Consider the following 19,706-nt stretch of genomic DNA (forward strand, 5'->3'; position numbering starts at 1 on the left):
TAGTTTGGCCTGCCAATAACTATATTTAAGCATAATTATTTTGTTAATTATAAGCAAGCCTGTATAGGTAAAGTATATAAAACAATAAATATTATTCAGCGTATTATTGGTGTACCCCCTTAACGATAATAAGTTTTGCTGAGTTGAAACGCCAATTATGACGAGTTTTTCAAAACATTATTCAGAGAACTTAAAAAATTCTGTTCTTGCTATTGCGGGGTTGTCAAATATAGCTCCGGCCGATTGTAAGATGCTGGAAGCTTTAATTCTCGAAAAAACCAAACAGCGGGTTAGCGAAACAACGTTAAAGCGCATCTATGGTTTTGCGTATAGTAAATTCAACCCTTCTATGTTTACACTCAACACCTTATCGCGCTATTGCGATTATGAGGGTTGGGATGATTTTTGCAGAAAGCAGGAAGCCGAATCCATAAAACAAAGTGGTACTACTGTTGATTGGGACTTGTTAAAAGCCAACGCGGGTAAAATAACTTCGTTTACCCTGCAAGCAATTAAAAATAAAACAGGGATCCCTTATCCGCAAACTATCAGGAGGCAATTTATTGATGACCATTTTGCCGCTTTTTTGCAAGGAAATTATACTGCAACCGTGATTGCGGCTCCTGCCGGGTATGGTAAAACTGTAGCGCTTTGTCACTGGGTTGATGAAAAGGTTCACCAAATAGGTAACGACATTATACTGTTTTTTAGCAGCAGCGCTTTAATGAATGTTTTTTTAAGCGGTCGCGATTTGAACGATTGGATGCTGGGCCTGCTTGGCTATTCAACCGAAGAAGATATTGTGGCGCTGCTTGATGTAAAGCAACGCAAGGAGGGACGATTTTTCCTGATTGTTGACGGGGTTGATGAGCACATGTTTAAGAACGATCAGTTTCAACTGGTTATAAACCAGTTGGTTGATATTTTTTCCTTTTACCAATCGCATGAATGGTTTAAGCTGGTTTTAACCATGCGATCATCAACATGGATGAACTATAAGCATTTGATTGAAATGGGGCAGAGCCCCTGGTTTGAAGGTTTTTTCAGTTCGCACAATCAGCCGTCAAACGTGCCGTTGTTCAGCATCCAGGAAATAAAGGAGCTTTGTCTTAAAATTAATCCAACTATAAAGAACTTCATCGCGATAAATGTAGTCGAGAATTTTAATCACCCGCTATATTTTCAGTTTTACTATAAACAGCACAAGAAAAACTTTTCGCTCAATGATGTTGATCATGTAAGCGTATATGAGCTTATATCAAATTTTGTTTTAAACAAGGTTTACATGGGCCAGTATTCGGCCGATAAAATTTACCTGATCCAGGCTATAGTTGAGCAGATGGATTTTGAAAATGGTGTATTTGAGGCCAGTAAACTTGGGCTTATCAATGTTATAAAGCAATACAACCATGCCTATCTTGAATTGTTAAGTATTGGTTTTATCCGTGAGCTAAATACCAGCAGCGATTTTGAGTACCGTGCTTCTATAGAGTTTAGCAACGATCATTTTTTTGAGTTTTCGATAAGCAGGTATCTCCTGCATAATAATGATAACCTTTTTAATATCGACCTGATAAATATTATTAATAAATATTTCACGGGCGAACGTAAGTTATCCATACTAAAATGGAGCGTCATTTATGCCATTAAAAGCGGGCAGCAGGAAAGCTTTCAACTGTTATCCCAAACCCGCCTTACTACCAGTGAAAAATCAGACCTGATCATTTTCCTGGGCGATTTATTGGAAAAAGAGTTAAGTACTTTAAAAAATACCGAAAATCTTGTACAATATTTTAAGCAGGATTGCAGCGATGAGCTGTTTGACTATTTATTTGGCCTGGAGTTTATTCATAACGATTATGCCAAAACCCTACACACGCTGCTTAAGTTTGAGCTTTCGGATAAAAAGAAAATCCTGGTTTATACCGGCCTTGCTACCATAAGTGTAATAGGGCTTGAAATGAATAAACTGGAGGAGTACCTAAAGATCATGAGCGGCTTTGGCGCCGTGAGCTATTATGAGTTTTCGGTTAACCCTTTAAAATGTATCAATACCATATATCAGTTTCTTAAATATGGCATTGTTAACAAGGAGTTTTTTAAGGAGCTTACGAGATTTTATTTTCAGCCGCCATTACACCTGGAACAATCGGGCTCAAATGATCTGGTGCTTTTGTTAGCAACACATACTTTGAGGATTTGCAATAAGCCCTTAAAAACATTGCGTTTTATTGCAATGCTTGAAAAATATTACCGGCCTGTTAGCAATACCATGTGTGTGTATTGCTTTTTTTTGAAACGAATAAAAACGGAAGAATACCTTGCTCTTGGGCAGACAAAAAAAGCCATGGAGCTGTATTTTGAACTGGACGATGTTTACAGACATGCCGATGGTGCTTTTACCCCGCTTATGATCACATCGTTCAATTGCCTTAAAATTATAGTTGATTTTAATTACAGGCAACTTTCATTAACCGATGATACGCTGGAAGAATGGGTAAACCTCATTATTAACGAAATGGAGTATAAGCTATCAAGGGTATATATGTTTGCTTTTTTGCTAAGAAACCAGCACCTTATCAAACATCCGCCCGAACGGGTTTATAAACATATCAACTATATGTTCTTAAAAACAATGAGCGAAAGTGGTTTACGCGCCGATATATTTTTAAAGCAAAACAGCTTTACAAGCTGATAGCCGCCTGCTGGTTATTATCATATTTTGCCAATAAAAAATCATACAGCTTATGCCTGGTTTTTGAGTTGTTTAAGTGCACATCCAAAAAACGGATCATTGGCTCGTTGTTTTTTTCAACGGCTGTTAATTGCAATACCTGCATTGAGTTTTTTTCGACACCTGAAACATATTCCAGGTACGAAAGAATGCACATGTCGCGCAATACTTCATCGTCGTTATGCTGGTGTATAGCTGTAAATTCATCTTCGAGCAAAGAGATGAGACCACTGCAATTTTCAAATGAATAACGTTTTTGAAGCTGCGCGTAAACGCCATCTATACGCGCAATTTGTTTTTCGGTTTCGCCGAGGGTTTCTTTTATCGGAGTATCAAGATCCTTAAAGCTATCGGTATCTGCAATTTCCAAAAGTCGTTCGGCCAGGTGTGCTTTGGCACAATAAATCCTGTTCAGGTGTTCTGTAAAAAAAACTGTTAATTTATCAGACGCCCATTGTGCTGGGTAAGGGGGTACCATACGGGGTGTTTTTTTATTCATTAATTGTCTATCAGTCATAGTTAAATAATAATGCCACTGCCGCGTTGCAGGTTTTGTTTATAGGGTTGTATGACCGATAAAACAGAGGAATGGATATTGATAGGAAATAACTGACCGGTCATCCGGCTTTTAGGGTAATTTGAGCAATTGCTAATTGTGCTAAAGTTATTTCTTGTTATGGTTAAATAACAAGTTTATACAATATTCATTCTATAATGTGACTCCTGAAATAACCAGTTGTTTATCTCATTTTATCATCTGGGCATTATTAAATAAATCTACAATACGCAATTCAAAACGCATACCGATTTTGTTACATCTACGTAAAAATTGTAATTGTAATATATAAGTTACCTTCTTTTGTAAATTTTTATGCGTTTTTGAAAGTCATTTTCGCTACAGTTATAAAACTATAGCATACATGTCTCATCAACATATCCTTGTATACACGATTGTGTACAAAGTGTGGTGAAAATGAGCGAGAATGTTATATTGACACAGTTTAGTTCCCTCAATAATCTATTTATCCAGAATTTATCCAAAATTAATTATCCGGGTTTAATATTTTTAACATATAAATTATTTTATCGATAAAATTTTGTGTAGCATTGCTATTGTTTAGAACGATTATTGATTGAAAAAGACCTTCGCCATAGTAATGCTAATTACTCATATGCTCAACTTAGTTGGGTATATGGCACTCAATCAATATTTTGCCAATAAATCAAACGGCATAATAGCCAGGCAAATCGCTAAAGGCAAATACAATAAACGCGACCTGATTGAAATTAAGATCAAACAGAATTTGCCTTTTATACACGACTGGGAAGATTATGTAAACATTGCCGGCCAGCTCCAGTTAGATGGTGTTGCATACAATTACGTAAAACTTAGGGTTACCCGTGATACAGTTTATGTACAGTGTATTCCTAATTATGAAACAACAAAGTTGTTGAATGAGAATGTGATCTGCGCTAAAAAGCTTGATACTACACCTATCAGCAAGCGTAATCACGAATCGTCAGAAAAGAAACTTGGCAGTGATGCAAAATATAATTGTCCCGAAATTTCGTATTCTTTTATAAAACCTGCCGAACCTGTTCAGGCCCCCGGCACATTTGTTTATATCAGCATTCCCGATGCCTTTGTATCAGTTGGCGGCCAGCCCCCGGAAATGGCACTTGCCTAAATTTATAGCTGATAATTAATCTGTTCTGTTCAACCTTAATGAATGGCCCGATATTCCATACAATTTGCTATGCGTATGCGTAGCCCTCATTGTTGTACCCGGACAGTATACCCCTAATATTTTTCAATTTGAATAAATGAATACCCTTTATAAAATTTCATTAGCCGCGCTATTCATAGGTTGCGCAGGCCTTGCTCATGCACAAAATAAAAGTGTTAAAGATACCCTGCAACTGGATAGTGTTATCATTAAAGAAAGCAGGCCCAAACATTTACCTAACGTATCCGGCACCAATATTTTTGCCGGAAAAAGAACTTTTGATGTTTTTCTTGATGCCGGAAAAGCCAATTTAGCCAATAACAATGCCCGAATGACTTTTGCGAAAGTGCCGGGTGTTAACGTTTGGGAAATGGATGGTGCAGGCTTACAGCTCAATATAGGTACCCGTGGTACTGACACCCACAGGTCGATAGAAACCAATATCAGGCAAAATGGCTATAACACCAACTCGGATATGTTTGGCTATCCCGAAAATCATTACAATGTGCCGTTTCAGGCTGTGAGTGAAATTCAGATCGTCCGTGGTTCGGCCGCTTTACAATTTGGCAGTCAATTTGGTGGTATGGTTAACTTTAAACTTAAGGAAGGCGACAGCACCAAAGTGTTTGGCTTTGAAAGCGAGCAATCGGCCGGCTCAAACCGGTTTTTTAACTCCTACAATGCCATTGGCGGCAAGGTGGGCAAAGTGAGCTATTATGCTTTTTACAGTGCACGCACCGGTGATGGCTGGCGACCTGATGCCGCTTTTAATTCGCGCGCTTACTATGCCAACATCAAATACCAGTTTAACGATAAAGGAAGCATCGCTTTCCAGTTTTCACGGTCAGATTACAGGCAGCAGATAGCAGGGGGCTTAACCGACGCGCAGTTTGATGCCAATAATCGCCAGTCAACCCGTGCCCGTAACTTTTTTAACCCGGAAATTAACATTCCTGCATTACTGTTCAATTACCAGTTTGATAAAGATACCCGGCTGGAAGTTACCTCGCATGTATTGTTTGGCCAGCGTAACAGCGTGCAGTTTATTAATACCGCCAACATTCCGGACACCGTTAATACGAGCCTAAAAACATTTAACCCGCGCCAGGTTGATCGTGACTATTACGCGGGTTTTACTACAGAGGCCCGTTTACTGCATAACTACAAGTTGGGCGATCTTAAAAGTTCATTTACGGCAGGGGTGAGGTATTTTGAGGAAACCACCAAGCGTAAACAAAAAGGAACAGGTACTGTCGGTTCTGATTTTGATCTGAGCCTGGTTAAGGACTACGGCATAGACTTACGGCTGCATACTTTAAATTACGCTGCTTTTGCCGAAAATATGTTCCAGGTTACCAAGGCATTTACAGTTACACCTGGCGTTCGGTTTGAACAGATCAATACCACAAACACAGGGGTTATTGTAAACCGCACCGTACCGGTTAGCTATAAGGATAAACGTAACTTCCCGCTGTTTGGAACGGGGCTACAATATCAGTTGAATAACGGAAGTCAGTTTTATGGTAACATTTCGCAGGCTTACCGCCCGTATATTTATGCAGCCGTTACCCCGGCAGATCAGCTGACCATTATCGATCCTAATATTAAAGACAGCAAAGGTTACGATGCCGATCTGGGATACCGCGGCCATATCAGCGCTGTATTTAGTTTTGACGTAGACGCGTTTTATGTTTACTATGGCAAAAGGGCAGGTACCTTAACGCAAACCGATGCCAATAATGTAACGCATCTTTACATGACCAATATTGGTAATGGCGTAGCTAAAGGCGTCGAGGCATTTACAGAGGTTTCACTAATCCGCTCGTTTGATCAATCGGCGGGCAGCGATCTTCGTTTGTTTAACTCATTGTCCTATACCCACGGCCGTTACACCAGTGGCTCTATCAGCCAAAATGGTAAAAACGTAAGCCTGGTTGGTAACCATCTTGAAGGTACTCCTGATTGGATTGACCGTGCAGGTTTAACCTTTTTAAGTGGCCATGTAAGCAGCACCCTGCAATACAGCTATGTAGGCAAAAGTTTTAGCGATGCCAATAACACTACATTCAACGCAACCGGTGCTACCGGTATTGTGCCGTCGTACCATTTGTTTGACTGGGCTTTCAATTATAGTTTCCTGAAAAACTATCACCTTACAGCTAACGTGAACAATATTTTTAACGCTAAGTACTTTACCCGCCGTATTAACATGTACCCCGGCCCTGGCATTTTACCTGCCGATGGACGCACATTCAATATTGGTTTTGGTGTGAAGATTTGACCTCTCCCCAACCCCTCTCCAAAGGAGAGGGGCTTAATATGGTTATTCAAGTCCTCTCCTTTGGAGAGGATTTAGGTGAGGTCTTAACAAAACGGCCCTTCAAATTCATGAAGGGCCGTTTTATTTATACTGATAAGGGTTGCTTACTTTGTGATGTGTTTTTTTACGATCTCTGAAAGTGCTGTAAGGTCGAAGGGTTTGGCAAGGTAGCCATCGGCATTCCCGGCTTTGGCGATTTCCTTAATATTACTCACTGCCGAAATGATGACCACAGGGATATGGCTGGTGGCAGGATCTTCTTTAATTCCTTTGCTTAGTTGTTGGCCATTGGCATCGCTGGTCCAGTCGGTGAGCCAGTTATCAAGCAGTATCAGGTCGGGGTTGATAGAGGCGAGGGTCCGCAGGATACGGGCATTATCAGAGTGTATTACTTCGTAACCTTCTTCCTCCAATACATATACTACAGTATCGCGGATATCTTTATCGTCCTCTATAACTAAAACCTTTTTGGCCATAAGTTTGATTGCTATTTAATTAAAATACCGGTATTTGAACCAGTTTTGTTTAATTATATAACAAACAAATACCCTGAATTTGTTTTAGTTGTAGTATTAAATAAAAAATATATTATTTAATGAAATGTTAACCGGCAACTGTATTATAACAGGCGCGGCAACGTGGTTCGTAGCTTTCTTTTTCGCCCAATAATATTTTTGAATTATCGTGCACCAAACGGTACGAGTATTGGGCAGGGTTACCGCACCTAACGCAAACGGCCTGTAGCTTGGTTACCGATTCGGCAATAGCCATGATGGTTGGCATAGAGCCAAACGGACGGCCTTTAAAATCCATATCAAGACCGGCCACAATCACACGTACACCACGATTGGCCAGTATGGTACATACTTCGGGAAGTTCATCGTCGAAAAACTGCGCTTCATCAACGCCTATCACGTGGGCATCGCTGGCCAGTAGTAAAATAGCAGATGCGCTATCAACTGGGGTAGAGGTAATTTTGCTGGCATTGTGCGAAACAATGGCCTCTTCGTCGTAACGGGTATCGGCTTTAGGGCTAAAGATCTCGACCTTAAGCTTGGCTATGCGGGCACGGTTCAACCTCCTGATCAGCTCTTCGGTTTTGCCCGAAAACATTGATCCGCAGATAACCTCAATACTGCCGCCTAACTCGCTTTTACGCCTAAAAACCTCTTCGTGATATACCATTTATGACTTTAATAGTCGGCAAATATCAGAATTTAATCCTACTTTTGATAAGCATTTTCCTAACATTGAGGCCATGAAGCAAATGGATGTATTTAAAAAGATAGGTGGGATTTTAAAAGAGCTTAATGATCAATACGACTACCTTTCTGCTGATCCCAGCGAACTAAACGAACTTGAATTAGAGCTTTTTGTAGCCAACGCCCATTTTTTAAAAGACCATGCCGAAATTTTGCGCCGTATTAACGAGCGCGCGGCAGCTCCTGTACCATCAGCAGAAAAATCTCAGCCGGTAGCAGAGCAGTCTAAACCCATAACCCCGGTAGCTCCTCCGTCCCCAGCCCCTGTAACACCACCTGCAAAACAGGATGCATTGTATGAGCAGCGCTTTTTTGAGCCGGTTGTTCAGCAGCATATCCCTGTTCCCATTGATAAAATTGAACTTACCAATAATGTTGAACCGATTGCCACGGCGCCGTTTAATAACCCGGTAAAAATAGAAGTGATTACACCGGAACCGGAAACAAAAGAAGCTCCCGAACCACAGATAGATATAGCCGCGGAAAAGGATACCGACAGCTACTCGTTTCAGCAGGAGATTTCGGAAGGAAGCAGCTTCGAACTTAATTTAAACGAGGCTGATACCTGGGATGATGAAGCCGACCGCTTTGAACAGGAAGAGTTAATTAGTCAGCTTCCTGAAAAGCCTGTTGAAATTGCGCCCATTGCCGAACAACCAAAACCTTTGCCCGTAGTTGAGCCTGTGACGCCCGCCGCCGAACCTGTTACTGCTACGGCACCCGATAACAGTCAGCAGGTGTTAACCTTTAATCAAAGGATCATGGCCCAAAAAGCCGAGAAAGCCAACGCCGCGGCGACAAGCACCACAACTGAATTGCCTGTTACGGACCTGAAATCGGCCATTAACCTGAATGATAAGCTGCTTTATATAAAAGATCTGTTTAACGGTTACAGCCTGGCCTACAGCGAAGCTATCGAGATTGTAAACCGCTTCAATACTTTTGAAGAGGCCGAACGCTTCCTGAAAACCAACTACGTGGTTAAAAACAACTGGGAAAGTAAAGCTTCAACAGCCGATAAGTTTTATGCCTTGCTGAGAAGAAGGTACCCAACTGCGTAGCAATTGAGTTCATAGTTGATGGTTCATAGTTGATGGTTCATAGTTGATGGTTCATAGTTCATAGCCGCAGTTGTTTGGTTGCAGGCATTCCCTCTTTCTGACTTACGGACTTTCCCGACTTGCGGACAAAAAGCTAAACGTTCGATTTCCTGTTTGAGTCAAGCTTAATGAGCGTGAACAGGAGCATGGTAAAGCTTATCAATGAAGATCCACCATAGCTGATAAACGGTAGCGGAATGCCAATTACCGGCACTACACCGATGGTCATGCCGATATTGATAACTACGTGGAAAAACAATACTGAAGCTACGCCGTAACCGTAAACACGTGTAAAGGGAGATCGTTGCCGCTCTGCTATCAGAATAACGCGTAGTATCAGGAACATAAACAGGCTTATCACGGTTAATGACCCTGCAAATCCCCACTCTTCGCCAACGGTACAAAATATAAAGTCGGTACTTTGTTCGGGTACAAATGAGTACTGCGTTTGGGTGCCGTGCAAATAGCCTTTACCCCAAAGCTTACCGGAACCAATTGCAATTTTTGATTGGTTTACGTTGTAGCCCTTTCCCCTTAAATCGGTAGTGATACCCAGTAAAATGTTGATACGCTCGGTTTGGTGTTTCTTTAAAACGTGGGTATAGATAAACTTTACGCTGAATATAAAAGCGATGCAAATGGCCAGGCCAATCAACATGGTTTTGATCAATTGCCTGTTCCGTTTAAATAAAAAGATGATGAACGCGGTTATTGCAACCAGTATCAGGATAATATAAAGCGGATTGTATAGCAATGATGTAACAAACAACGTAATAAACAAACCCGCTATGATCAGGAAATAAGGCGATAAGCCTTCGCGATATAGTACGAATATCAGTGAGCAAAATACCAGTGTTGAGCCGGTATCTGGCTGCAGCATAATTAACAGCATCGGGAACCCGATAATGGCTGCGGCCATTAAAAACGATTTGGGTTCGGTAACGCGGATGTTTGTGCCGCTTAAATATCGCGCCAGCAGCAAACAAGTGGCAAACTTGGCAAACTCCGAGGGTTGCAACCTGAAACCGCCGCCCAGGTTTATCCAGGCCTGGTTACCACCTACGTTTCGCCCTATAATGAGCACAAGGATCAGCAGTAAGACTATGACCACGTAAAACGCGGGGGCAAGCGCCGCAATAAACCGGCTTTCGAGCAGCAGGATAACGATACCTACAACTGCAGATACACAAATAAAGATGAATTGCTTCCCGTAATTAGTTGAAACGTCAACAATACTTTGGTGATTGGGATCATAAACCGCAGCGTGGATATTAAACCAGCCAATTGTACACAATATCAGGTACAGGAAAACTGTAAGCCAATCTACGTTAAAGAAGAAACTACGTTGCTGAGTACTCATGACTTGCTCCTTCCGCCTGTTAATGATTTAATCCAGTTTGCCGGCTTATTGTTATAAGCTGCTTCTTGTCGTTCCTTTTTTATCGAATCGGCTTTGAATTTTTTAATGGAGTCAGCTTTAAACCTTTTTATCGAATCAACTTTTGCTGCCCTGATACTGTCGCGCCTGCGTTCTTTTTGCAAATCCTGGGCATAAAGGCTAAGATCAGGCAGGCGGTTGGCATTTGCAAAGTAGTCAACCGTAAACCCTGATTCGCGTGGGGTAATTTTGCCTTTTAAATATTTTTCAACTATAAAGCTGGCAATAGGGGCAGCCCAATGCGCTCCTTCGCCCGAGTTCTCGACTACAACGGCTATCGCTATTTTAGGATTATCGCGCGGAGCAAAGGCAACAAATACCGAGTGATCTTCGCCATGGGGGTTTTGTGCCGTACCGGTTTTGCCGCACATGATAATATCCGGAATTTTAGACCTGCGGGCTGTACCACTTTCAACTACGGCCTCCATCCCATTAATTACCGGTTCAAAATATCCCGAATCAATGCCAACGTAGTTTTTTTGTATGTACTCTTTCTTGATCACGTTTTGGGTGCCGATAGCTTTAACGAGATGCGGTTTATAAAAGAAACCACGGTTGGCGATGGTACACTCCAGGTTAGCTAACTGTAAGGGGGTAGCTAATAACTCGCCCTGGCCTATAGCTAAAGCGGCAATGGTGCTTGAACGCCAGGCGCCTTTATGGTAAGTGTTATCATAGTGCAACGGCGTTGGTACGTTGCCACGGCTTTCTGCCGGCATATCCAGATCAAGCCTGGCGCCAAGGCCAAATTTCATTACATTATTTCGCCATGCGGTAAAATTGGCCGTTGTATTTTTTACGCCGTACCGGTCAACAATGCGCTGAAATACCATCGTGAAATAGCCGTTACATGACTCGGCTACCGCTTTAGCCATATTTACCGTTCCGTGTGCTTCGCCGTGGTTACAGTGTACAATACGGTTTCCCACCCTGTAATTACCGGTACAGTAAAAAGTTTCGCTCGGACTGATGATACCTTCCTGTAAAGCGATAAGCGCGCTTAATGGTTTAAATGACGATCCCGGAGGATATTGCGCCTGTATGGGCCTGATGAAAAACGGCTTATACGGGTTATTATACATTTTAGCGAGGTTATTACCACGCTCACGACCAACCATCAGGTTGGGATCATAAGTAGGGCTACTTACATAGCATAATATCTCGCCCGATGAAGGTTCAATAGCTACAATACTGCCCAGCTTATTCTGCATCAGCTTTTCGCCAAGGCGTTGCAGGTCGATATCCAGAGACGAGGTAAGGCGCTCGCCCGAACGGGGCACGGTATCAAGTGCGCCATTGGCAAATGAACCCTTAAATACACCATGTGAGTCAACCATTTGGATCTGTACACCGCGCTGACCGCGAAGAACATTTTCATAAGCTTTTTCAACACCGGTAACGCCAATATAATCACCGAGGCGATAGTACCCATTAGAGCGTTTGATGTCCCTGTCGGTAACCTCGCCGATGAAGCCCAAAAACTGGGCCGCTACAGAATCAGGATAAGTACGTATAGTACGGGGCACAATAGAAAAGCCCGGAAACTCAAATAGCTTTTCCTGCAGGGCAGCATATAACTCTACAGATAATTGTTTTTCGAATATTGATGCTTTGGTGGGTGACTGCCTTTGCGCTTTGGTAAAGCGCTTATCAAAGCCTTCTTTATCGATACCGATCATTTTGCAAAGCAGAAGGGTATCAAAAGGTTTAACCTCTTTGGGGTTAACCATTACATCGTAAATAGGTTCGTTTTGTACCAGGATCTTGCCGTTACGATCAAGTATGGGGCCGCGTGCCGGATAAAGGATAGTGGTGCGCCTTACATTGCTGTTGGCGTATATGGTATAGCGGTCATCAACTATCTGGATATAATAAAGCCTCCCTAAAAGGGCTAAAATAATAGCTATAAAGATACCGGTAACAACGTAGCGGCGTTCAAAAAACTTATTCATTTACGTTCTTTCCTTCTGAAAAATAGCAGGCCCGAAATTAGTATTAAAAATACTGTAAACAATGAACTTAAAACAACACGGCTTAGTGTGTATTGTATTTCAGAAAAACTAAAAACCTCTAAATTAAGCAGGAAAAAGTGGTGGAATAAAGTGAGTATCAAAGCGTAGGTAAAAAACCACCTGAAGCCCATGATACTCAATGTAGGTTCAGGTTCGTTATCAAAACCATCCTTTTGTACTGTTATGCTGATGAACAGCACGCGCACTAAAGCGAGTACTACACAGGCCGAAGCGTGCAGCCCCGGCGTATCGTAAAAAGCATCAATAGTGAGGCCTAAAACAAATGATAGCACAAACAGCAGTACATTAGGTACTTCAAAGGGAAGCAACAAAATGAATAGTATATAGAAATACGGAGTCGCGAGATTATAGAACGTAATGTTTTTTAACAGGAAAACCTGTATAAAAACCAATACGATAAACCTAAGGAGGTTAATAAGGATAGTCCTACTCATTTTTGTTTTGTACGGCCTCCAGTCCCGTTTGTTCACCGGCAAACTTGTTATTTACCACGTAAACGTATTGAAGCTTTGTAAAATCGACAGCTAAGGCTACCTCAACGTTAATAAGTAAACCACCGCCTTTTGCATGCAGGTTAGTAATTTTACCAAACGGTATACCTGTAGGGAAAAGCGAATAGCCGGATGTTACAACCGAGTCGCCTACTTTAGGTTGCGCGTTATTTTGGATATCAATCAGTAAACCTTTGTGTGGGTCAAGGTCATTTCCCCATACAAATGAGCCTATATCTTTAGTGCCGGCAAGCATAGCGCTAAACCGTGTGTTTTTATGCAAAACTGATTGAATGATAGCCAAATGATCCGTTACCTGGATAACCTGGCCCACTACGCCCGCACCGGTTATTACACCCATATCTTTTTGTATCCCATCCCTGCTGCCCCTGTCGATAGTAATGTAGTTGCTCCGCTTGTTGAACGAGTTGTTGATAACCTTGGCAACAATATAGCTATACTGTTGCTTGTAAACGGTGTCATTAACCTTACGCTTATCAACACTATCAACATAAAAGGAAGCTTTAAGCTGGCCGCGAAGTTTTGCGTTTTCGCGGGCAAGGCTATCATTGGTTTCTTTTAACGACAGGTATCCTTTTAATGCATCAACCTGGCCGTACAGCGTACCGGTTACCTGGCTGGTTGAATTAATAAAAGATGCTTTCTGAAACGAGTTGTATTTGATATAAATAAGCAGCGAGCTAATCTCAAAAATCAGGAATAAAAAAAACGCGTTATACTTAGTTATAAATATCCAAAGGTTACGCATTGTTGGAGATTAGTTAATTGGAGATCAGAGATTAGTTGTCTATAGCAAAATTAGAAATTAGGAATCGGAGATAAGTATTGTAATAAAAACTAATCTCTAATCCCTAACCTCTAATCACTAACTCAGTTACTGCATTAAAAATTTAAAATTGCCAATGTTTTTAAGGGCAGTGCCGGTTCCGCGTACTACGGCGCGAAGAGGATCTTCGGCAACGTGAACCGGAAGTTTGGTTTTGGCAGCCACACGTTTATCCAGGCCACGCAATAACGCGCCACCACCGGTTAAGTAAATTCCGGTTTGGTAAATATCGGCCGAAAGCTCGGGTGGAGTGATCTCCAATGCTTTTAATATCGCTTCCTCAATCTTTGAGATTGATTTATCTAAACAATGCGCAATCTCGGTGTATGATACCATGATCTGTTTTGGCACACCAGTCATCAGGTCGCGGCCCTGTACGGCGAAGTCGCCCGGCGGCTCGCTCAATTCAGGAAGGGCGGCTCCAACCTCAATTTTAATTTTTTCGGCAGTACGGTCACCAATCATGATGTTATGCTGACGACGGATATATTGAACAATGTCCGAATCAAAATTATCACCTGCAACACGGATCGACTGGTCGCACACGATACCCGATAAAGCAATAACGGCAATCTCGGTAGTACCACCACCAATATCGATGATCATGTTACCCATAGGCTCTTCCACGTCGATGCCGATACCTACAGCCGCAGCCATTGGCTCGTGGATAAGATAAACCTCTTTGGCGCCGGCAATCTCGGCCGAGTCGCGCACGGCACGTTTCTCTACCTCGGTAATACCTGAGGGGATACAGATCACCATACGCAGTGATGGGAAAAACCATCCCTTGCCCTGGTTAATCATTTTGATCATCCCGCGAATCATGTGCTCGGCAGCGTTAAAGTCGGCAATTACACCGTCTTTAAGCGGGCGTACGGTACGGATATTATCGTGCGTTTTACCTTCCATCTGCATGGCCTGCCTGCCGATGGCAATCACTTTGTTGGTTGTTCTGTCGAACGCCACGATTGAGGGTTCGTCAACAACAACTTTATCGTTATGTATAATGAGGGTATTTGCTGTACCTAAATCGATAGCAATTTCTTGTGTAAAAAAGTTAAATAAACCCATCTGGTATTTCTTTCAGTATGTTATGCAAAGTTTATAAAAATACGCTTAAATAGTTTAGCATTTTGCAAACTTAAGCGTTAAAAAATCACATTTATTGTGTTGGGGTTGGGTTGATAGAGCTTATTTATTAAATGGTTGACTGGATTTACAGGTAAATTAAGTTAAAACAGGTTAAAAACATTTTTCCTTTTCACCAAATCAATCCCTACTCTTAAATCAAACGTTTTTAACCTAATAAACTACTCACCTAATCAACCCAATCAACCATTAATTTTAGTGTTTAAAGTGACGGACACCGGTAGTAACCATAGCCAGGCCTTTTTCATTACACATCGCAACCGAAAGCTTGTCATTAATTGATCCGCCTGGTTGTAAAATGGCAGTGATACCTGCTTCGGCAGCTAATTCGGCACAATCCGGGAACGGGAAGAAAGCATCAGATGCCATTACCGCGCCGTTCAGGTCGAAGCCAAAGCTTTGTGCTTTGATCACGGCTTGTTTAAGCGCGTCAACCCTTGAGGTTTGACCCACGCCGCTTGCCATTAGCTGGTTATTTTTAGCAAACACAATGGTGTTTGACTTGGTATGCTTTACAATTTTGTTAGCGAAGTACAAGTCTTTCAGCTCAGCTTCGGTTGGTGCTTTTTCGGTAACGGTGGTCATTTGGGCCGGGCCTTCAATAACCGCGTCTTTATCCTGCTCAATTACACCATTCAATAAAGTTTTGAAGTGTTTAACAGGAAGCTCAACCGGCTGGCGAACTAATAGGATCCGGTTCTTTTTACCTGAAAGGATCTGTACAGCCTCGTCAGAGAAAGCCGGTGCGATCAGTACCTCGTAAAATAATTTGTCGATCTCGGTAGCGGTTTCCGCGTCGATCTCGGCATTGGCAATGATCACACCACCAAAAGCAGATACTGGATCGCAGGCCAAAGCATCAACCCATGCTTGTTTGATAGATGAACGTGAAGCTACGCCGCAGGCGTTAGTATGCTTAAGGATGGCTACAGTAGGCTCGGTAAACTCGTCAATGATAGCAACGGCAGCGTCAACGTCAACCAGGTTGTTGTATGAAAGCTCTTTACCGTTCAGTTTGTTGAACATGGCATCAAGGTTACCGTAAAAAGTGCCTTTTTGGTGAGGGTTTTCACCGTAACGTAAAACCTGGCTTGTTTGGATACTTTGTTTAAATACCGGAAGCGGCTCGGCTTCGTTAAAATAGTTGAAAATATGCGTATCGTAGTTTGACGATATGTTGAATGCTTTTTGAGCAAATGAACGGCGCTGGTCAATTGTGGTAGCGCCATCCTGCGTTTTCAGGATATTTTCCAGGCCGGCGTAGTCATCTTTTGAAGCTACGATCACTACATCTTTAAAGTTTTTCGCGGCTGCACGAATCAATGAGATACCACCGATATCGATCTTTTCGATAATATCTTCGGCGCTGGCACCTGATGCTACGGTTTCTTCAAACGGGTACAGATCAACAATCACCAAATCAATTTCAGGAATTTCGTATTGTGCTATTTGCTGTTTATCGCCATCAAAATCTCTGCGGGTTAAAATACCACCGAAAACCTTAGGGTGCAGGGTTTTAACACGACCACCCAGGATTGAAGGATATGAAGTAAGGTCCTCAACCGGGATCACGTTTACACCTAAATCGCGGATAAAAGTTTCGGTACCACCGGTTGAATAGATATTTACACCAAGGCGGTTTAATTCATGAATGATGGGCTCTAAATTGTCTTTGTAATAAACAGAAATTAAAGCATTTTTTATTTGAACTGACTGGCTCATGTACACGCTGTTTTTTGAGCCGCAAAGGTAGTGATTAGTGATTAGAGATTTGAGGTTAGAGATTAGTTTTTTTTAATCAATGTTTTTGGAAGCTATTGGAGGTTAGAGTTTTGGAAATACACTACTTAAAAAGTGCGAATTTAAGTAGTCTTAATTCTCTACTTGCTTCTTTAGATAAGAAATATAGCCATTGATCATTCGCATACATTCCTCGCAATCTTGCCTGAGATTATCCATTGTTTGCTGACCTATCAGGTTATTATCAAAGGCGATGATTAAATGATCGATGGTTTCGGCGGCAGAGCCACGTGCATTTACTAAAAATTTTGAGGCATCTAAATAATGAAATCTGCCATGGCCTTCGGCTATATTGTTACCGATAGAACGAGATGAGCGGATAATTTGATCAGTTAAGCGATATTTTTCCTCGGTGGGGAACGCTTTAACTAATTCTGTAATATTATTTCGTAGCAAACGGGCCTTTTTCCAAACCTCTAAATCAGTAAAAGCTCCCATCTATGTGTTAAATGTATAAAAGAAGGCCTGTAATCAACTGAATAAAAACCTAATCTCTGACCTCAAATCTCTAATCACTAAACAATCAGCTCTTCATTTTTTTCAATAGCGCTTCTACAACTTTAGGGAAATGGTTGTGTTCAAGCTGCTGTCCTTTAAATTTTACTATTTCAAGGGTGTCGCCGGGTTCTATCTTAAATTTTGATTGATGAATGATCTCTCCTTCGTCAAAGTTTTCGTTTACGAAGTGGATGGTGATACCACTTTCTTCTTCTTTATCTTCTAAAACTTTGCGGTGAACATTATCGCCATACATGCCTTTGCCGCCGTATTTGGGAAGTAGGGCAGGGTGCAGGTTGATGATTTTATTTGGGAATGCTTTTAGTAACGATTGTGGTACGAGCCATAAAAAACCAGCCAGTACAATCAGGTCTACCTGAAGGTTTTTAAGCAGACGGATAACACCATCTGTTTCATAAAACTCGTGGCGACTGAAAATATGCGATGGCACTTCAAAGTTATCGGCGCGTTGTAAAACGTAAGCTTGCGGGTTGTTGGTGAGTATCAGTACAACTTCAGCATCGGCATTGCGTTTAAAATGCTCCATTAATTTCTGAGCGTTTGAACCGGAACCTGAAGCGAAAATGGCAATTCTTTTTTTCATCGATAATATGTTTTTCAACGAAGATGAAACTGTAATAGTTTCATCGGGCTGAATGTTTAACTGGTATTGAAACTATTATACTAAAACCATTTTATAATTTAAAACTAAATTTTTTACTGGCTTGCGGTTGTCCTTTGTCTGATAAAGCCATATCGCATAATTCGTCTTTTTTTAGTTGCCGAGTAGTTTGGTTCAACATCCCCAGTTTCCAATACCAGCGAATAGTTACCTAACGTGACTATTTTAGCGTTTGCAAACGGCTTTGAAGTACCGCCCGATGATTTGGTGCTATCCTTGCAAACCATATCCGAAGCTAAAAATAATTTATTTGCCGTTAGCGACCAACGGCCTACCGCCGAATCGGCATTACATTGAAAATTAGTGTAATTGCAAGAATTATCAGCCTTGAAAGTGAAATACTGAATAATGCTACAGGTTTGATTTAACGTATCTAATGAAACTTGTGAGTCGCCAACATAATTGGTAACGGTTATTGAGGCAAGTTGCCACTTTCCGGCCATTAGCCCTGGTATGTGGCTTAAGTTATCTTTCTTGCATGAATTAACGATCAGCGCAATGCTTAGCAGCAACAGGAAAAACAACAGCGGAGCTTTTTTCATTTATTGAGGGCAAAATTATAAAATATGGTTGATTACCTTGCATCAGTATACTGTAATAAACGTTATAAATTAAATTTATTTCAAAACCGATGCGTGTTCCGTTCCAAAAGCTTAAAGCTGAATTTAAAAGAGTACTGTTGACTCTTGGCTTTACCGATGGCAAAGCTGAAATTATTGCCTCTGTTTTTGCTGAAAATAGCCGGGATGGCGTTTATACCCATGGCTTAAGCCGTTTCCCGGTTTTTGTAAATTATATCAAAAACGGATTAATTACTATCCATGCCGATCCTGTTAAGGTAACCGGTTTTGGAGCTATTGAACAATGGGACGGCAACCTTGGGCCGGGCATACTAAATGCACGTTTTGCCATGAACAGGGCAATAGAACTTGCTGCCGATAATGGCATTGGCTGCGTGGCATTAAAAAATACTAACCATTGGATGCGTGGTGGCACTTACGGCTGGCAGGCGGCCGATGCCGGTTTTATTAGTATATCTTTTACAAATACAATAGCTAACCTGCCACCATGGGGTGGTATTAGTCCGCGGCTTGGTAATAATCCGCTGGTTATTGCAGTGCCCCGTAAAAACGGGCATGTTGTTTTGGATATGGCTATATCCCAATATGCGGTAGGAAAATTGAAGCAATATAAATCGAATAATAATGAGGCGCTGCCTTTGCCTGGCGGTTATGATGAAGAAGGAAAGCTTAGTACCGATGCCGCGGCTATATTAAAATCACAGCGCTTGCTGCCCGTTGGTTTTTGGAAGGGATCGGGTTTGTCATTGGTGCTTGATGTTTTAGCTACCGTGTTAAGCGGTGGTAAATCAACCGCAGAAATAACTAAAAGTGAACACGAATCAGGTATTTCCCAGGTGTTTATTTGTATCAAACCAAATAGCAGCGAACAAACGGAAAGCCTGATTGAGGAAATCATTAACTATACCAAAACAAGTACACCGGAGCATGAGGGGGCATCAATATCTTACCCTGGTGAAGGAACTATAAAGACAAGAGAAAAGAATTTGACAGAAGGTGTGCCTGTAGATGAGCGGATCTGGAACGAGGTGTTGAAGATGTGAT

Annotated in this window: 17 protein-coding genes; 5 read left to right on the forward strand and 12 right to left on the reverse strand. The window is 41.7% G+C overall.

The window, feature by feature from the left end:
- Positions 1 to 157: 157 nt before the first annotated feature.
- Complete coding sequence (locus tag EAH55_RS06220) at positions 158 to 2,695, forward strand: NACHT domain-containing protein (protein ID WP_121808859.1); 2,538 nt, start codon at positions 158 to 160, stop codon at positions 2,693 to 2,695.
- Here the strand turns inward: EAH55_RS06220 and EAH55_RS06225 are convergent.
- Entirely contained in the window at positions 2,685 to 3,212 is a 528-nt protein-coding gene (locus EAH55_RS06225) for a DUF892 family protein (protein ID WP_162996760.1), read from the reverse strand. The genes EAH55_RS06220 and EAH55_RS06225 overlap by 11 nt on opposite strands.
- Positions 3,213 to 3,927: 715 nt before the next feature.
- Here EAH55_RS06225 and EAH55_RS06230 point away from each other — a divergent pair.
- Entirely contained in the window at positions 3,928 to 4,422 is a 495-nt protein-coding gene (locus EAH55_RS06230; protein WP_121808861.1) for a hypothetical protein, read from the forward strand.
- A 136-nt stretch (positions 4,423 to 4,558) separates the two neighbouring features.
- Positions 4,559 to 6,742: a TonB-dependent receptor family protein gene (locus tag EAH55_RS06235; RefSeq protein WP_121808862.1), complete on the forward strand. Its 2,184-nt coding sequence runs from the start codon at positions 4,559 to 4,561 to the stop codon at positions 6,740 to 6,742.
- A gap of 143 nt (positions 6,743 to 6,885) precedes the next feature.
- Here EAH55_RS06235 and EAH55_RS06240 read toward each other — a convergent pair whose 3' ends face one another.
- Both EAH55_RS06240 and EAH55_RS06245 read right to left on the reverse strand, forming a co-directional pair.
- Entirely contained in the window at positions 6,886 to 7,257 is a 372-nt protein-coding gene (locus EAH55_RS06240) for a response regulator (protein ID WP_121808863.1), read from the reverse strand.
- 127 nt (positions 7,258 to 7,384) lie between these two features.
- Entirely contained in the window at positions 7,385 to 7,966 is a 582-nt protein-coding gene (locus EAH55_RS06245; protein WP_112575842.1) for a thymidine kinase, read from the reverse strand.
- Between the two features lie 73 nt (positions 7,967 to 8,039).
- Between EAH55_RS06245 and EAH55_RS06250 the strand changes: the two genes are divergently transcribed.
- A complete protein-coding gene (locus EAH55_RS06250; RefSeq protein ID WP_121808864.1) occupies positions 8,040 to 9,104 on the forward strand; it encodes a hypothetical protein in 1,065 nt (354 codons plus the stop codon).
- A 133-nt stretch (positions 9,105 to 9,237) separates the two neighbouring features.
- Here the strand turns inward: EAH55_RS06250 and rodA are convergent, their stop codons facing one another.
- The 9 genes from rodA to EAH55_RS06295 all read right to left on the reverse strand — a co-directional run bounded on the left by rodA (position 9,238) and on the right by EAH55_RS06295 (position 18,623).
- A complete protein-coding gene (gene rodA, locus EAH55_RS06255) occupies positions 9,238 to 10,503 on the reverse strand; it encodes a rod shape-determining protein RodA (RefSeq protein ID WP_112575844.1) in 1,266 nt (421 codons plus the stop codon).
- The gene (gene mrdA / locus EAH55_RS06260; RefSeq protein ID WP_121808865.1) at positions 10,500 to 12,533 is read right to left on the reverse strand and encodes a penicillin-binding protein 2; all 2,034 of its coding nucleotides are present in this window, start codon (positions 12,531 to 12,533) and stop codon (positions 10,500 to 10,502) included. The genes rodA and mrdA overlap by 4 nt, the downstream gene beginning before the upstream one ends.
- Positions 12,530 to 13,048, reverse strand: coding sequence for a rod shape-determining protein MreD (locus tag EAH55_RS06265; RefSeq protein ID WP_112575846.1), 519 nt, complete (start codon positions 13,046 to 13,048; stop codon positions 12,530 to 12,532). Before EAH55_RS06265 ends, mrdA begins: the two co-directional genes overlap by 4 nt.
- Positions 13,041 to 13,874, reverse strand: a complete 834-nt coding sequence (mreC, locus tag EAH55_RS06270) for a rod shape-determining protein MreC (protein WP_121808866.1) — start codon at positions 13,872 to 13,874, stop codon at positions 13,041 to 13,043. Before mreC ends, EAH55_RS06265 begins: the two co-directional genes overlap by 8 nt.
- Before the next feature lie 126 nt (positions 13,875 to 14,000).
- On the reverse strand, positions 14,001 to 15,023 hold the full coding sequence (locus tag EAH55_RS06275; protein ID WP_090528947.1) for a rod shape-determining protein: 1,023 nt from the start codon (positions 15,021 to 15,023) through the stop codon (positions 14,001 to 14,003).
- A gap of 273 nt (positions 15,024 to 15,296) precedes the next feature.
- Positions 15,297 to 16,823 carry a bifunctional phosphoribosylaminoimidazolecarboxamide formyltransferase/IMP cyclohydrolase gene (purH, locus tag EAH55_RS06280; protein ID WP_121808867.1) on the reverse strand — a complete coding sequence of 509 codons (1,527 nt, stop codon included), beginning with the start codon at positions 16,821 to 16,823 and terminating at the stop codon, positions 15,297 to 15,299.
- Positions 16,824 to 16,973: 150 nt separating this feature from the next.
- Positions 16,974 to 17,339 carry a four helix bundle protein gene (locus EAH55_RS06285; RefSeq protein ID WP_121808868.1) on the reverse strand — a complete coding sequence of 122 codons (366 nt, stop codon included), beginning with the start codon at positions 17,337 to 17,339 and terminating at the stop codon, positions 16,974 to 16,976.
- A gap of 85 nt (positions 17,340 to 17,424) precedes the next feature.
- A complete protein-coding gene (gene purN, locus EAH55_RS06290; protein ID WP_112575850.1) occupies positions 17,425 to 18,003 on the reverse strand; it encodes a phosphoribosylglycinamide formyltransferase in 579 nt (192 codons plus the stop codon).
- A 113-nt stretch (positions 18,004 to 18,116) separates the two neighbouring features.
- Entirely contained in the window at positions 18,117 to 18,623 is a 507-nt protein-coding gene (locus EAH55_RS06295; RefSeq protein ID WP_112575851.1) for a lipocalin family protein, read from the reverse strand.
- A gap of 89 nt (positions 18,624 to 18,712) precedes the next feature.
- Here EAH55_RS06295 and yiaK point away from each other — a divergent pair, with 89 nt between their 5' ends.
- The gene (gene yiaK, locus EAH55_RS06300) at positions 18,713 to 19,705 is read left to right on the forward strand and encodes a 3-dehydro-L-gulonate 2-dehydrogenase (protein WP_121808869.1); all 993 of its coding nucleotides are present in this window, start codon (positions 18,713 to 18,715) and stop codon (positions 19,703 to 19,705) included.
- Position 19,706: the final 1 nt, after the last annotated feature.

Source organism: Mucilaginibacter kameinonensis, from assembly GCF_003675385.1.
Taxonomy (GTDB): Bacteria; Bacteroidota; Bacteroidia; order Sphingobacteriales; family Sphingobacteriaceae; genus Mucilaginibacter; species Mucilaginibacter kameinonensis.